Raw genomic sequence first — 16,032 nt, 5'->3', positions numbered from 1 at the left:
TTCATTATTTTACGAGCCAATCGTATCCTTTTTCTTCGAGTTCTAATGCCAAAGATTTATCACCCGTTTTAATGATTTTACCGTCCGCTAAAACGTGTACAAAATCTGGCTGAATATAGTTTAATAACCTTTGGTAGTGCGTAATTAACAGCACTGCATTTCCTTCATTTTTGAAAGCATTTACACCATCAGCTACGATTCTCAGCGCGTCAATATCTAATCCAGAATCGGTTTCATCAAGAATAGCCAATTTAGGATTAAGCATCATCATCTGGAAAATTTCATTTCTTTTCTTTTCGCCACCAGAAAAACCTTCATTCAACGAACGAGAAAGGAAGTCTTTTTTAATTCCTAATAATTCTGATTTTTCACGAACTAAGGCCAACATTTCTTTAGCAGGCATGTCTTCTAAACCATTTGCTTTTCTGGTTTCGTTAAGTGCTGCTTTGATGAAATTAGTTACCGTAACTCCAGGAATTTCTACAGGATATTGGAAAGAAAGGAAAATTCCTTTGTGTGCTCTTTCTTCAGGAGCGTCTTCTATAATGTTTTCTCCTTCGAAAAGTATTTCTCCATCGGTTACTTCGTAATCTTCTTTTCCTGCAATTACAGAAGAAAGAGTAGATTTTCCTGCACCATTTGGTCCCATAATCGCGTGAACCTCGCCTGGTTTTATTTCTAAATTAATTCCTTTCAGAATTTCTACGCCGTCTTCAATTTTGGCGTGTAAGTTATTTATTTTTAACATTTTGTATATTTTCTTATTTAAAAATTATCCTACAGAACCTTCTAATGAAATTTCTAATAATTTCTGTGCTTCAATGGCAAATTCCATTGGCAATTTGTTCAAAACTTCTTTACTGAAACCATTTACAATTAGAGCAATGGCTTTTTCGGTATCAATTCCTCTTTGGTTACAGTAGAAAATCTGGTCTTCACCAATTTTAGAAGTGGTAGCCTCGTGTTCTAATTGTGCTGTTGGATCTTTAATTTCGATGTATGGAAAAGTGTGTGCTCCACATTCATTTCCCATCAAAAGAGAATCACATTGTGAAAAGTTTCTCGCGCCTTTTGCAGAAGGCATTACCTTAACCAAACCACGGTAAGAATTATTAGATTTCCCCGCCGAAATTCCTTTAGAAATAATGGTAGATTTCGTGTTTTTACCGATGTGAATCATCTTGGTTCCAGTATCTGCATACTGATGATTATTAGTCACTGCAATCGAATAAAATTCGCCCACAGAATTATCTCCTTTCAAAATACAAGAAGGATATTTCCACGTTACCGCAGAACCTGTTTCTACTTGAGTCCAAGAAATTTTAGCATTTTTTTCGCATAAACCTCTCTTGGTCACAAAGTTATACACTCCACCTTTTCCGTTTTCGTCTCCTGGAAACCAGTTTTGTACGGTAGAATATTTAATTTCTGCATTGTCCATCGCAATTAATTCTACCACTGCAGCGTGCAATTGGTTTTCGTCACGAGCTGGAGCAGTACAACCTTCAAGGTAAGAAACGTAACTTCCTTCATCTGCAATCACCAAAGTTCTCTCGAACTGACCAGTTCCTGCTTGATTAATACGGAAATAAGTTGAAAGTTCCATCGGACATTTTACACCTTTTGGAATGTAGCAGAAACTTCCGTCTGAAAATACAGCAGAATTTAAAGCTGCATAAAAATTATCGCCTCTTGGAACAACTTTACCAATGTATTTTTGAACCAACTCAGGATATTCTTTAATCGCTTCAGAAATAGAGCAGAAGATAATTCCTTTTTCTTTCAAAGTCGCTTGGAAAGTAGTTTTCACAGAAACAGAATCCATTACAATGTCAACAGCAACTCCAGCTAAACGCTTTTGTTCTTCGATATTGATTCCTAACTTTTCGAAAGTTTTCAATAATTCTGGATCTACCTCATCTAAGCTTGTCAATTCTGGCTTTACTTTCGGAGCAGCGTAATATTTAATAGCCTGAAAATCAGGTTTTTCATATTTAATATTTGCCCAATCTGGCTCTTCCATTTTTTGCCAAATTCTGAAAGATTCTAGACGCCAATTGGTCATCCATTCTGGTTCTTCTTTTTTAGCAGAAATCATACGAACAATTTCCTCGTTCAAACCAACGGGAAAATCTTCATATTCAATATCTGTATAAAAACCAGCTTCGTATTCTTTGGTTTTGAGGTCTTCCCTCAAATCATCTTCTGTATATTTTGCCATACTTATAAACTAAAACTTTCTCCACAACCACAAGTTCTTGCAGCATTTGGATTATTAAAAACGAAACCCTTTCCATTCAGACCACCAGAATATTCTAAAGTGGTCCCAACAAGGTATAAGAATGATTTTTTATCTACCACAATCTTTACCCCATTGTCTTCAAAAACTTGGTCAGCTTCTGTTTTTTCATTGTCGAATTTCAAAACATACTCTAATCCAGAACAACCTCCACTCTTTACGCCAACTCTTATATAGTCGGTTTCTGGGTTGAAGCCTTCTTCTTTCATCAATTGAGATGCTTTTTCTTTTGCTAAATCTGATACTTTAATCATTATTTTTATTTAGAATGATTTTAGATTGCAAAAATACTACATTTCAAATCAATATCAAATTTGTGGCGAAATATTTGTCTATGTATTTCATAGATAAATTTTAACTTTGGGGAAATTTAATCATCAAAAAGAAAATTTATACATGAAAAAAATAGGAATTTTATTTTTAGGACTCATTTCAGCATTCAGTTTTTCACAAAATACACGTTTTGTGTACCAAGTTTCTATGAAAACGGATTCTACTGCAGCTCCTAAAATAGAAAATGCTTACTTAGACATCTCTACAGAAAAATCTATTTTCTACGGCGAAAAAAGAATGAAAAGAGATTCTACCATTCGTCAAGCGATGGAAACCAGAAATTTCAATTTTGACAGAAATTCTATGGAGCAATTCAGAACCGCAATCACTTATTCCATAGAAAAAAATCACGCTACCAAAACCATTTCTTATAAAGACAGAATCGCAAGAGACCAATATTGGTACGATGAAGACAGAACTTTTACTTGGAAAATCTTACCAGAAACCGTAAAAATTGGTGAATATGAAACTCAAAAGGCAGAAACTACTTTTGCAGGTAGAAAATGGCTTGCTTGGTTTACTCAAGAGCTTCCGTTTATAGATGGGCCTTATAAATTTTCTGGATTGCCAGGATTAATCGTAAAAGTGGAAGACGAAAAAGGAGATTATTCTTTTGACTTGAAAGAAACCAAAAAAATCGCTGAACTTCCTAATTTCGAAAGCAGATTTGGCAATAATATTAAAGTGAAAAGAAGCGAATTCTTAAAACAGCAAGAAAAATTCAACAAAGACCCGATGTCATTTTTTCAAAATCAAGGTGGCGGATTTGCAATGAGAATGGGAGGAAACCAAAACCCACAAAATGAAGCTGAGAGAAGAAAAATGATGGAAGAAAGGCTGAAAGAAGAAGCGAAAGCCAACAATAATCCACTGGAAAAGAATTAACCACAAAAAAGTTAAACTTTGTCAAAAACTCAACAAATGTATTTTGGCAAAGTTTTTTTTTATAATTTTGCTCCATAAATGGCAAAGCATTTAAAAATAATTGTAATGATTTTCGCATTGGGAATGTTCATCGTTCCGAATCAAATGCTTTTTGCCCAAAATACAGAAACAGCTTGTTGTACTACAGAAAAATCCGAGAAAGATTGCTGTAGTGCTTCTAAAAAATCTAGTCCTTGTCACGATACTTCCAAAAAATCACAATCTTGTAATAGCAATTGTGCAAAATGTACTTCTTGCTCATTAAGTATTGTTTTCATTGGTGAAGAAACGGACAAATCTCTAGGCGAAATTTCTTCTCACGCTATTTCTAATAAAGTAGAAAATTTCTACTTAGACCCTTATTTATCTCAACTTTCTATTGCGATTTGGCAACCGCCCAAAATAGGTTAAATAAAATTTGTACAGCCATAACTGTGGCTTATTCTGAAAAATTATTTCAACAAAATTTACTTAACTTATTAAAAATGAAAAATATACAGAAAAGTCTTCTGACTTTACTCCTTTTATTCGTATTCCAAATTACCTTTTCACAAATCACCAAAGAAAAAGCTTTAGTAAAAGGCGAATGTGGAATGTGCAAAGACAGAATAGAAAAAACGGCACTAAAATCTGGTGCTAAAACTGCAACTTGGACCGCAGAAACCCAAACCTTAGAAGTGGAATTTGATATTTCTAAAACTTCTTTGGATAAACTTCTGAAAAACATTGCAGATGTAGGTCATGATAACGAAAAGTATAAAACAGACGAAGACACTTACACTGCTTTACCAGAATGTTGTCATTATGATAGAGCCCTTAGTTTCGAAGAGGCTATCGCTGCTAAAAATTCTGAACATACAGCATCTTCTGAAAGTCATTCCGAAGATCATTCTGAAGATCATTCTCAACACACCGAAAAAGAGAAAACTATAGAAGGTGTAAAACTTACCAAATATCAAGAAGCAACTGCACTCAATAAAAAAGAAGCGGGTTTGGTTTTCAATATTAATTCAAAAGAATTATTGAAAGCAGCGTGTTGTAATCTTTCTGAAAGTTTCGAAACCAATGCAACAGTAGATGTTTCTTTTTCTAACGCTGTTACTGGAACTAAGCAACTAAAAATGCTCGGTTTAGACCAAAAATATACCGCTTTAACCAAAGAACTTTTACCAGAAATTAGAGGATTAGCTTCAGCTTATGGTTTGAATTTCATTCCCGGTCGTTGGATTTCAGGGATTCAATTAACAAAAGGAGGAAGCACCGTAGTCAATGGCTACGAAAGCATTACAGGACAAATCAATACAGAATTTGTAAAATTCAATAAAGAACCAGAAAACTCTGTGAATCTTTTTGCAGATTTTAACGGAAGATACGAAGCCAACATCGTTTCTACTTCTAAATTGAATGAAAAATGGGGACAATCTATTCTACTTCACGGAAACGCAACTGTGGGCGAAATGGATGATAATAATGACACCTTTCTTGACAGACCGAAAGGAAATCAAATCAATGCAGCCTATTTATTAGATTACAATGATTTAGAAAACTCCGGTTTTGGTTCACATTTTGGGATTCAATATTTAGTAGACAAAAGAATTGCAGGACAAGTTGGTTTTGATGACAAACTTCCTCAAATTTCTCAGAATAAATATGGAGTGAATATTGACATCAATCGTTTTCAGGTTTGGAACAAAACAGGTTACATTTTCAAAGGAAAACCTTACCAAAGCATCGGTTTGATGAACCAATTTACTTATCATAAACAAAATAGCTTTTTTGGTCTTAGAAATTATTTCGGCGAACAGAAAACCTACTATTCTAACTTAATTTTTGAGTCAATTTTTGGAAATACCAACCATAAATATAAAACAGGAGCAAGTTTTTTATATGATGACTATAACGAAGATTATTTAGCTCAAAATTTCCAAAGAACAGAAACCGTTCCCGGATTGTTTTTTGAATATACTTTAACAGGGCTTAAATATACTTTGGTAGCGGGTTCGCGTGTAGATTTTCACAATTTAGCAGGAACTCAATTCACGCCGAGAATTAATTTCAAATATGACTTTTCGCCAAAAACCATTTTGAGACTTTCTGCTGGAAAAGGCTTTAGAACAGCAAATATTTTTGCAGAAAACCAACAGTTTTTTGCATCAAACAGAAGTGTAGAAATTTCACAAAACGGAGGGAAAACATACGGTTTAAAACCAGAAATTGCTTGGAATTATGGAGCAAGCCTGCAACAAGATTTCAAACTTTTTGGCAAAAAGGCAAGTTGGATTACAGATTTCTTCAGAACAGATTTCCAAAATCAAGTTTTAGTAGATTTAGAAAATCCACAAAAAATCGTTTTCTATAATTTAGATGGAAAATCATTTGCCAATTCACTGCAAACGCAATTAGACTTTAGCGTGGCAAAAAATCTAGATTTCAGAGTAGCGTACAAGTACTATGATGTACAAGCAGATTTCGCTAGCGGAAGAAAAGAAATTCCTTTCATGGCAAAAAACAGAGGGTTTTTCAACGCCGCTTATAGCACTAAAAAAGAAGGAAAAGATGCTTTTTGGACCTTTGATACAACCGTTCAATACGTAGGAAAACAGAGAATTCCGAATACCGCTTCTAATCCAACGAATTTACAGTTGCCAGAATTTTCTGATGCTTACATGACTTGGAATGCACAGATTGCTCACAATTTCAATAAAAACATCAGAGCGTATTTCGGTGGGGAAAACCTGACTGGAACTCGACAAAAAAATCCGATTGTAGATGCTCAAAATCCTTTCGGGAATTATTTTGACGGAGGAATGGTTTATGCGCCCATTATGCCTGCCAATTTTTATGTAGGATTTGATGTTAATTTTTAAACAAATAAAAAAGGATTTCAAAATTTTGAAATCCTTTTTCTTTTATATCAATTACTAAGCATTTAGCCACACTGAAGAAGAAAGATAATTTTGGTCTGGATAATAAATAAATATTACGTTTTTATCTTTAATTGTATTGATAATTGGTTTTGCTAACGCGGTCGGAACAGCTGGACAACCCCAACTTCTGCCAATTCTACGCTGAGATTTTATAAAATCTTCGCTCACGTAATCTGCTCCATGCATCACTATAGCACGCTGTAAAGCTCGGTCATTAAAACCTTTATCCATTCCGTGAAGTTTTAGTGAAAAACCATTACTTCCGTTATAAGTAGATTCTGTAACGTAAAAACCAAGGCTACTTTGCAATGAACTTTCTGTATTCGAAAATTTTCTGGCAAATTCTTCACCAGTGTTTTTTCCGTGGGCAACCAAAGAATTAAACAATATTTTTTTATCATTTAAATCAATTACCCAAAGTCTTTTTTGAGTAGACGAAAGTGAAAAATCACAAACAGTTAAAAGATGACTGTCTTCATCTATTTTTCCTGCTTTTTTTAAATTATTGAAACCTAAAATTGCTATTTCAAAAACATCTAATTCGAGTTTATTGGAGTTATTGAATTCTATAGCATGGTATAAAGTTTCAGCTTCGCTAAGTTCTGTTGCTTTACCAGAATTTTTTTCAACTTTAGTTGATACGGGTTTTTTAGAATTAACTTCTAAGTTTGTTTTTTTATAAAATGACGTGGCAATCATCAAAATTGCCGTGAGTAATAATAGTAATTTCTTCATCGATTTTAGTTTTGGTATTTTTAGTCGGGCAAAAATACAAAACACTATAAACCAACAAATTAAATTAAAATTAATTAACTTTTATTTAACTCTATTTAACATAATATAAAGGAAACTAGAATTATAGAAATATTACTTTTTCTCAGAATCTCTCTGAAAATCAAGACTTACAGAGTTCATACAATAACGCATTCCTGTAGGTTCTGGACCATCATTAAAAACGTGACCAAGATGCGAATCACAACGCTTGCAAAGCACTTCTATTCTTTCCATTCCGTGAGAAGAATCTCTCTTGTAAGAAACGCCATCTTTATCTGCTTCGAAGAAGCTTGGCCAGCCGCAAGTTGACGCAAACTTAGAAGAACTTCTGAATAAATGATTGCCACAAACCGCACAATAATATTCCCCTATTTCATCAAAATCATTGTATTTGCCAGTAAAAGGGCGCTCTGTATCTGCTTCTCTTGCTACATAATATAAATCTGTAGGAAGAATTTTTTTCCATTCTGCATTAGAAACATTCAGTTTCGTTTTATCTGTTCTAGAATAATATGGGTTTTTGACGGTTTGATTTTCCATTGACTTTGGTTTTTGTACTTGTGAGCAAAATTGCAAAGAAATTAAACTTAAAAGAAAAAACAAGTTTTTCATTTTTTTAAAATTTTATAATAAAGTTTGGTAAAAATAGAAAGAAAACAATTTTTAGGATTCGTATCTTTATAAAAAATTTCGATAATCATTATTGAGATGAATGAAGAAATAAAAAAACGCCAACTCAGAAATCATAAAATGCTCGCAACAGGACTTTTTGTTTTGATGACTTGTATTTTTTTGACGATGACTTATCTTCAGAAATATCAAAATTTCGGACATTGGGTCGGTTATGTGAAAGCCTTTTCTGAAGCAGCAATGGTGGGAGCTTTGGCAGATTGGTTTGCGGTAACAGCACTTTTTCATCATCCGCTTGGATTAAAAATTCCACACACCAATTTAATTGAACAATCCAAAGAAAGAATAGGCGATAATCTGGGAAATTTTGTGGTTACTAATTTTCTTTCGCCACAAAATATAAGACCTTACATACAGAATTTGAAGGTTTCTCATTTCATTGGAGAATGGCTTCAAAAAGAGAAAAATTCGAATATTTTGGTGAAAAATTTATCAGAAATTGTGTTAGATATTCTTCAAAAATTAGAAGATGACGCTGTGGTAAATTTCATCAGCAAAAAAGCAAAAGAAATGACGGGAGATATTAAAATCAACCAAATTCTAGGAAATGGAATGGAATATCTTCTCGAAAAAAATGACCATCAAAAACTCATTACCAGCCTTTCTGCGCAAATCAAAAACTATATTCTGGAACACCACGAAATGGTGAGAGAACGTGTGAAAAAAGAGAGTTTTTCTCTTATTCCGAGTTTTGTAGATGATAAAATCGCAGAGAAAATCACTTCTGGACTTTCTAAATATTTTGACGAAGTAGAGCAAGACCAAAACCATGCTTTGAGAAAAGAAATCACCCAAAAATTATTCGATTTTTCTTCTGAAATCAAAATTAACCCTCAATACGAACAAGAATTCAATGCGATGAAAGATGATTTTCTGCAACCAGAAAAAATTCATCAATATTCCCATGATATTTGGGTTTCTTTGAAAAAAACATTGACGGAAGAATTGATACAAGAACATTCTTCGCTCAAAAATTATCTTCACAAAAACATTGCAGAATTTTCTGAAAACCTAAGAACAGACGAAAAACTACAGCATAAAATTGACCATTGGGTAAGAGTTACTGCTTATAAATACATCTTGCGAAATACCAATAAATTTGGGGATTTAATTGCAGATACTGTAGGAAATTGGCAAGGAAAAGAACTCTCCGAAAAACTAGAATTAGAAGTAGGGAAAGACTTACAATTTATTAGAATTAATGGGACTTTGGTTGGTGGATTGGTGGGTTTATTGATTTATAGTATTGCGCAGTTGATATGATCTTTCACAACTAACCAGTTAATCAATATTTTTCTAAAATTCGTTTATTAATTTCATTCATCAATCCTGGACCTTCGTAAATAAATCCTGTGTAAATCTGCACCAAACTTGCACCTGCTTCTAATTTTTCGATAGCATCTTCTGCACTGTGAATTCCGCCTACACCAATGATTGGGAAAGAATTGTTAGACTTTTCAGCCAAATATCTGATGACTTCTGTACTTTTTTCACGGATTGGTTTTCCTGAAAGTCCACCATTTCCAATTTTTTTCAAAGTTTCTTTAGAGGCTTTAAGGTTTTCTCTTGAAACAGAAGTATTGGTGGCAATAATTCCGTCAATTTTGGTTTCGGCAACCAATTCTACGATTTCATCGAGTTGAATTTTATTGAGATCTGGAGCGATTTTCAGAAGAACAGGCTTTGGATGAGCATATTCAGCATTCACTTTCTGAATTTCTGTAATCAGTTCCTTTAAATATTCTGCGTCTTCCAATTTGGCGTGACTAGAAACATTTGGGCAACTCACATTCAGTACAAAATAATCTACAAAATCGTGCAAACCTCGGAAACATTCTACATAATCTGCGGTGTAATTTTCGGGTAAAGTGTTTGTGTTTTTACCAATATTTCCGCCGATGATTACTTTGTGAGGAGATTTTTTAAGATTTTCTACAATTTTTGCTAAACCTTCATTGTTAAAACCCATTCTGTTGATAATCCCGCCGTCTTCTATCAATCTGAAAAGACGTTTTTTCGGATTACCAGATTGTGCTTTTGGTGTTACGGTTCCTATTTCTACAAATCCGAATCCTAAATCTGCTAATTCATTAAACAGCACTGCATTTTTGTCAAAACCCGCAGCTAAACCTACTGGATTTTTGAATTTCAAGCCGAATAATTCACGTTCGAGACGTTTATCTTCTATAGGTTTTGGGAAAAATAATTTGGAAAGGAAACCGAAGTTTTTAAGAATAAAAAAGGTGAAATGATGAACTTTTTCAGGATCAAATTTGAAAAAAATCGGACGAAGAAGTGATTTGTACATTTTGAAAAAAGGTTTTACAAATTTAGTGTTTTTTTTCTTTTGTATAGAACGCTGATTTTAAGAGTTGTGTTTGTATTTTGTTTTCACGCAAAGTCGCTAAGTGTTTCGCAAAGTGCGCAAAGGTTTTTGAAAATTTATGAAGAAGAAAGTTCTCGCTGATTTTGCAGATGATGCTGATTTTAGTGGAAGAAATATTTTAAAGTTGTTTTCACGCAAAGTCGATAAGTGTTTCGCTAAGTTCGCAAAGGTTTCTGAAAGTTTATGATGAAAAAAGTTCTCGCTGATTTTGCAGATGATACAGATTTTAGTGGAAGAAATATTTTAAAGTTGTTTTCACGCAAAGTCGCTAAGTGTTTCGCTAAGTACGCGCAAATTTTAACGGTTTTTTTGTCTTTTCGTAGGAATCTAAACTCAAAATTTTCTGTAATTATTTGTAGAGAGATTCCTGCGGAATGACAAAGTGGATGTTAATTTTTAATGCAGATTTTTCAGTGAAAGAATAATTGAAAAGGGTTTTTAGCCCTGATTGCAGTGGAAATCCCGCAGTAAGCATTGGGTTAAGTAATGAAACGAGGAATTGCAACGGAAAGCAGGACTGAGTTTCTATAAATTTACGAAATGTCTTGCTCCTTAAAAATGTAGAAAATTGCTATAAATTCCCTATTTTTGCAATTCAATTCAAAAGTTATGGCAAAACAAGAAGACGTTTTCAAGAAGGTAGTTTCTCACGCAAAAGAATATGGTTTTATTTTCCCGAGTTCTGAAATTTATGACGGACTTTCGGCGGTTTACGATTATGGACAAAATGGTGCAGAACTGAAAAATAACATCAAGCAATATTGGTGGAAAGCAATGGTGCAACTGAACGAGAATATTGTGGGATTGGATTCTGCAATCCTGATGCACCCAACTACTTGGAAGGCTTCTGGACACGTGGATGCTTTTAACGACCCATTGATTGACAATAAAGATTCTAAAAAGCGTTTTCGTGCAGATGTTTTAATTGAAGATTACTGTGCAAAACTAGAAGATAAAGCGCAAAAAGAAATCGAAAAAGCGGCAAAAAGATTTGGTGATGCTTTTGATAAAGCACAGTTTGAAGCTACCAATCCTAGAGTTATAGAATACAGAGAAAAACAAAAAACCATTCTTTCTAGAATGGCAAAATCTCTGGAAAACAATGATTTAGCTGATGTAAAAGCACTCATTGAAGAATTAGAAATTGCTGATCCTGACACTGGTTCTAAAAACTGGACGGATGTAAGACAATTCAACCTAATGTTCGGGACTAAATTAGGAGCTTCTGCGGAAAATGCGATGGATTTATATCTTCGTCCGGAAACTGCACAAGGTATTTTCGTGAATTTCTTAAATGTACAGAAAACTTCTCGTCATAAATTGCCTTTCGGAATTGCACAAATTGGTAAAGCCTTTAGAAATGAGATTGTTGCGAGACAATTCATCTTCAGAATGAGAGAATTTGAACAAATGGAAATGCAATTCTTTGTACCACCAGGAACGGAATTGAAATTCTACGAAGAATGGAAACAAAAACGTCTCAACTGGCATTTAGCACTTGGTTTAGGACAAGAAAATTATAAATTCCACGATCACGAAAAACTGGCGCACTATGCGAATGCTGCTGCTGATATTGAATTTAAATTCCCATTTGGTTTCAAAGAATTAGAAGGAATTCACTCAAGAACTGATTTCGATTTATCTGCGCATGAAAAATTCTCTGGCAGAAAATTACAATATTTCGACCCAGAAAGAAATGAAAATTACGTTCCTTATGTAGTAGAAACTTCTATTGGCCTTGACAGAATGTTCTTGGCATTATTCTCAAATTGTCTGAAAGACGAAGTTTTAGAGGACGGTTCAGAGAGAACAGTTTTATCACTTCCGCCTGCCTTAGCGCCTGTAAAAGCAGCGATTTTGCCATTGGTGAAAAAAGATGGATTACCAGAATTTGCAGAAAAAATCTTCAATGATTTGAAATATGATTTCAACGTAATTTCTGAAGAAAAAGACAGCATCGGTAAACGTTACAGAAGACAAGATGCTATCGGAACACCTTTCTGTATTACCGTTGACCACGATTCTTTAACAGATGGAACGGTAACTTTAAGAGAAAGAGACACCATGAAACAAGAGCGTGTGAAAGTAGAAGATTTAAGAAGAATTATTGATGAAAAAGTAAATTTCAGAACTTTACTTTCTAAGATTTAATTCTTTCAAGAAATAGCAAAACAAAATCCCGAAGAAAATTCTTCGGGATTTTTTCATAATTTAGTTTATAGCGAAATATTAGAATTTCATTCCTACACCAAAACCAATTAAAAGTGGATCGATGTTTACTTTTGCTGGTACACTTGTAGCGCCTGAAACTGCATTAGAAGCATCTACATCTACATCTGTTTTCAAGAAAAGTTTTTTAATATCAAAGTTTAAGAAGTACTTATCTGTAAGCATGTAATCTACACCTGCTTGTAATGCAAAACCTAAAGCATTGTCATATTTCACGTCTTTTACAGCGCCAGATTTTACTCCATAAAAAAGAGTGTAATTAAGTCCTGCTCCTACATAAGGTTTCAAAGTTTTAGTTGGATAAAAATGATACTGTAAAGTAAGAGTTGGAGGCAATAACCAAACACTTCCTAAATCTACATCACCTAGAGCAGATTTTTCATCTACTACATCGTGTTTTGTAGTTCCTAAGATTAATTCCGCAGCAAAGTTTTTGTTAAAGAAATAAGTGAAATCCAATTCTGGAATAAATGAATTAGAGATATTGACATCTCCTCCAATTGCACTTACTTCAGATTTTTCGTTCGGTTGAACAGCTACACCTCTTAATCTAACTTGCCAATTTTGGGCACTTAAGCTTACGGTAAATAATAGCCCAGCTAAAAATAGTAATTTTCTCATTGTTATTTTTTTTGTTTGTTATGGTGGCTAAGATATTATTTTCAGGAAAACGCCCAAAATGATTTATATCACTGAGTTTTATCATATTTATAGTGAAAATAATTTTGCTTTGAAATATTTTTTAAATTTGAAAAAAATGATTTATGAAAACTCTTAAGAACCTCTTTTTTGGAATTCTACTTTTTATAGCAGCAGTTATTGCGCTGGCTTATGCTTTTAATTATCAACATCTTTTTAATGCGATTGCGCTTACTTATCTTAAAGGGGAAACCAGTGCTACCATAGATGATGGTGTAGATTTTCCGTCTAGAAATATAGAAAAAGGAGTTGCACAACCTTGGCAAAAAAATTCTTTATACAATAAAATTTATTTACCGAAAAACATCGTTGACAATTTAAAATCTACCCATTCTGCTTCATTTTTGGTCATAAAAGATGGAAAATTAGTCCATGAAGAATACTTCGGAGAGTACAAACCTACCACGCAAACCAATTCTTTTTCTATGGCAAAAGCCATCACCGTTTTATTGATGGGATTGGCAATAGAAGACCACAAAATACAATCAGAAAATCAAAAATTTGCAGATTTCTATCCTAATTTTAACGAAGTAGAACACGGTAACGAGTTAACCTTAAGAGATTTAGCCGCAATGGAAGCTGGCTATTATTGGGATGAAGATTACAGAAATCCGTTTTTACAAAATCCTAGAATTTATTACGGTAAAAACATGGCAGAAGCACTCTTAAAATCTCCTCAATTTGAGGCAAAACCAGGAAGCAGATTCGAATACCAATCTGGTGCTACGCAATTATTGGGATTTGCCATAAGAAAGGCCGTAAATATTCCGCTTTCTGCATATGCTTCTCAAAAACTTTGGAAACCTCTAGGAATGGAATCAGACGCTTACTGGAATGTGGATGAAGACAATAAAATGGAAAAAACGTTCTGTTGTATCAATGCTATTCCTCGTGATTATGCAAAATTAGGACAACTGATGCTCCAAAAAGGAAGTTGGAACGGAAAACAACTGATTGATTCTACCTACATTCAAAAAATGATTACTCCAACTCAACACTCTAATGGAATCTATGGCTTGGGAATTTGGATTAATAATGATGCCCCTTATAAATATTATCATTTCTGGGGATTTACCAGCCAATTAATCATCGTAATTCCTGAAAAAAATATGGTAGTGGTAAGAACTGGCAAGTTTAACAATGAAGCCAAAGACGATAAAGGCCGTTCTGTACAAGCTGCGTTTTTAGCCGAAAATGCTGTGAAAACGTTTGCCAATTAAAGCAATAGAAGAAATTATTAGAATTTTTAATAATTAATTCCGTAATTTTGAACCATTCTAAACAAGTTTTAGAGTGGTTTTATTTTTTACTTAAATGATTTACCACAAAAGAGACAAAAGAAAATATTGAAAACAAGCAATTCAAAAGTAAAAAAAGTGAAATTCAACTCGCTTTTTCTTCTTTTGTAAAAACTTAAAAATAAAAAATTTGTTGCTTTTGCGGTTTAAAGAAAATTTACAATGTTCAATATAAAAGAAATACGCAGACAGTTTCCTATTCTTCAGCAGCAAGTTAATGGTAAACCATTGGTTTATTTAGACAATGCAGCTTCTTCTCAAAAGCCAATTTCTGTACTTGAAACTTGGAAAAAATATTATGAAGAAATCAATGCGAATGTACACAGAGGAATTCACACTTTGTCTCAATTGGCAACAGAAGAAATGGAAAATTCCAGAAAAAAAATACAACATTTCATTAATGCAAAGCATGATTATGAGGTGATTTTCACCAGAGGAACTACCGAAAGCATCAATTTAGTTGCTTATGCTTTGGGAAATTCTAATTTCTTAAAAAAAGATGACGAAATCATCATCGGTTACTTAGAACATCACTCCAATATTGTTCCTTGGCAAATGCTTTGCGAAAGAACGGGAGCAAAATTGAAAGTAATTCCGATGGACGAAAACGGAATACTTCAACTCGATTTTTTAGACAAAAACCTTTCAGAAAAAACCAAAATTGTATCCGTAAATCATGTTTCTAACGCATTAGGAATCATTAATCCTATTGAAGAAATCATCGCAAAAGTGAGAAAAAATTCTTCTGCACTCATGATGATTGACGGAGCGCAATCTGTACCACATTTCGAGATTGATGTTCAGAAATTAGACTGCGATTTTTTTGCATTTTCTGGTCACAAAATGTACGCACCAATGGGAGTTGGAATTCTGTACGGAAAAGAAGAAATTTTAGAAAAATTAGCGCCTTTTCATGGTGGTGGTGAGATGATTGCTACTTGTAGTTTTGAGAAAACCACTTATGCTGCACTTCCCTTTAAATTCGAAGCTGGAACACCAAATGTTGGCGGAAATATTGCAATAGGAGCCGCCATAGATTTTATGAAAAAAGTAGGCGTAGAAAATATCAGAAATCATGAAAATGAACTGCTAAATTATGCTCAAAAAAGACTTCTAGAAATAGATGGTCTCAAAATTTACGGCGAAAAAGCGAATAGAACCAGTGTAGTTTCTTTTAATTTAGAAGGAATAGGAATTGCTTCGGATGTAGGAATGATTCTGGATAAACTGGGAATTGCTGTAAGAACGGGGCATCACTGTACACAACCAATTATGGAGTTTTTCAAAATTGCAGGAACGGTGAGAGCGAGTTTTGCGGTGTATAACACTTTAGAAGAGGTAGATGTTTTAGTAGAAGGCGTGAAAAAGGCTCAAAGAATGCTGATGTAAATTTTAAATAATTTCAAATTTAATTTCATAAAAATACAAACTCCCTAAAATTGATTTTCGGGAGTTTTTTATTGCTTCTAAAAG

Annotated in this window: 14 protein-coding genes; 7 read left to right on the top strand and 7 right to left on the bottom strand. The window is 33.7% G+C overall.

Features of this window, described 5'->3' with window-relative positions:
- Positions 1-4: 4 nt before the first annotated feature.
- The 3 genes from sufC to C3729_RS04860 are packed head-to-tail and all read right to left on the bottom strand — an operon-like array spanning position 5 to position 2,553.
- Positions 5-748 (bottom strand): Fe-S cluster assembly ATPase SufC, encoded by a 744-nt coding sequence (gene sufC, locus C3729_RS04870; RefSeq protein WP_104793115.1) that lies wholly within the window; start codon positions 746-748, stop codon positions 5-7.
- Between the two features lie 24 nt (positions 749-772).
- Positions 773-2,221: a Fe-S cluster assembly protein SufB gene (gene sufB, locus C3729_RS04865; protein WP_104793114.1), complete on the bottom strand. Its 1,449-nt coding sequence runs from the start codon at positions 2,219-2,221 to the stop codon at positions 773-775.
- Positions 2,222-2,223: 2 nt separating this feature from the next.
- Positions 2,224-2,553, bottom strand: coding sequence for a HesB/IscA family protein (locus C3729_RS04860; protein WP_104793113.1), 330 nt, complete (start codon positions 2,551-2,553; stop codon positions 2,224-2,226).
- A gap of 142 nt (positions 2,554-2,695) precedes the next feature.
- Between C3729_RS04860 and C3729_RS04855 the strand changes: the two genes are divergently transcribed.
- The 3 genes from C3729_RS04855 to C3729_RS04845 all read left to right on the top strand — a co-directional run bounded on the left by C3729_RS04855 (position 2,696) and on the right by C3729_RS04845 (position 6,423).
- On the top strand, positions 2,696-3,517 hold the full coding sequence (locus C3729_RS04855; RefSeq protein WP_104793231.1) for a GLPGLI family protein: 822 nt from the start codon (positions 2,696-2,698) through the stop codon (positions 3,515-3,517).
- Positions 3,518-3,622: 105 nt separating this feature from the next.
- Positions 3,623-3,967 (top strand): hypothetical protein, encoded by a 345-nt coding sequence (locus tag C3729_RS04850; RefSeq protein WP_165785716.1) that lies wholly within the window; start codon positions 3,623-3,625, stop codon positions 3,965-3,967.
- Positions 3,968-4,041: 74 nt separating this feature from the next.
- Positions 4,042-6,423, top strand: coding sequence for a TonB-dependent receptor domain-containing protein (locus tag C3729_RS04845; RefSeq protein WP_104793230.1), 2,382 nt, complete (start codon positions 4,042-4,044; stop codon positions 6,421-6,423).
- 54 nt (positions 6,424-6,477) lie between these two features.
- On the opposite strand, the gene C3729_RS04840 is transcribed toward C3729_RS04845, so the two are convergent.
- Together C3729_RS04840 and msrB are read right to left on the bottom strand one after the other, a co-directional pair.
- Positions 6,478-7,218 (bottom strand): murein L,D-transpeptidase catalytic domain family protein, encoded by a 741-nt coding sequence (locus C3729_RS04840; RefSeq protein WP_104793111.1) that lies wholly within the window; start codon positions 7,216-7,218, stop codon positions 6,478-6,480.
- A 132-nt stretch (positions 7,219-7,350) separates the two neighbouring features.
- The gene (msrB, locus tag C3729_RS04835; RefSeq protein ID WP_104793110.1) at positions 7,351-7,869 is read right to left on the bottom strand and encodes a peptide-methionine (R)-S-oxide reductase MsrB; all 519 of its coding nucleotides are present in this window, start codon (positions 7,867-7,869) and stop codon (positions 7,351-7,353) included.
- Positions 7,870-7,965: 96 nt separating this feature from the next.
- Here msrB and C3729_RS04830 point away from each other — a divergent pair, with 96 nt between their 5' ends.
- On the top strand, positions 7,966-9,210 hold the full coding sequence (locus C3729_RS04830) for a DUF445 domain-containing protein (RefSeq protein ID WP_104793109.1): 1,245 nt from the start codon (positions 7,966-7,968) through the stop codon (positions 9,208-9,210).
- 22 nt (positions 9,211-9,232) lie between these two features.
- Here the strand turns inward: C3729_RS04830 and C3729_RS04825 are convergent, their stop codons facing one another.
- Entirely contained in the window at positions 9,233-10,255 is a 1,023-nt protein-coding gene (locus tag C3729_RS04825; RefSeq protein ID WP_104793108.1) for a quinone-dependent dihydroorotate dehydrogenase, read from the bottom strand.
- A 687-nt stretch (positions 10,256-10,942) separates the two neighbouring features.
- On the opposite strand from C3729_RS04825, the gene C3729_RS04815 reads away from it, so the two are divergent.
- The gene (locus C3729_RS04815) at positions 10,943-12,484 is read left to right on the top strand and encodes a glycine--tRNA ligase (RefSeq protein ID WP_104793106.1); all 1,542 of its coding nucleotides are present in this window, start codon (positions 10,943-10,945) and stop codon (positions 12,482-12,484) included.
- 78 nt (positions 12,485-12,562) lie between these two features.
- Here C3729_RS04815 and C3729_RS04810 read toward each other — a convergent pair whose 3' ends face one another.
- Complete coding sequence (locus tag C3729_RS04810; RefSeq protein ID WP_104793105.1) at positions 12,563-13,183, bottom strand: OmpW/AlkL family protein; 621 nt, start codon at positions 13,181-13,183, stop codon at positions 12,563-12,565.
- Positions 13,184-13,326: 143 nt separating this feature from the next.
- Here C3729_RS04810 and C3729_RS04805 point away from each other — a divergent pair, with 143 nt between their 5' ends.
- Entirely contained in the window at positions 13,327-14,481 is a 1,155-nt protein-coding gene (locus C3729_RS04805; protein WP_104793104.1) for a serine hydrolase domain-containing protein, read from the top strand.
- A 240-nt stretch (positions 14,482-14,721) separates the two neighbouring features.
- Complete coding sequence (locus C3729_RS04800) at positions 14,722-15,948, top strand: aminotransferase class V-fold PLP-dependent enzyme (protein ID WP_104793103.1); 1,227 nt, start codon at positions 14,722-14,724, stop codon at positions 15,946-15,948.
- Positions 15,949-16,032 lie beyond the last annotated feature (84 nt).

Origin of the sequence: Cloacibacterium normanense, assembly GCF_002943105.1 — a bacterium.
GTDB lineage: Bacteria > Bacteroidota > Bacteroidia > Flavobacteriales > Weeksellaceae > Cloacibacterium.
The sequence above is the reverse complement of the archived record's forward strand: the minus strand, read 5'-3'. Positions and strand labels throughout refer to the sequence as shown.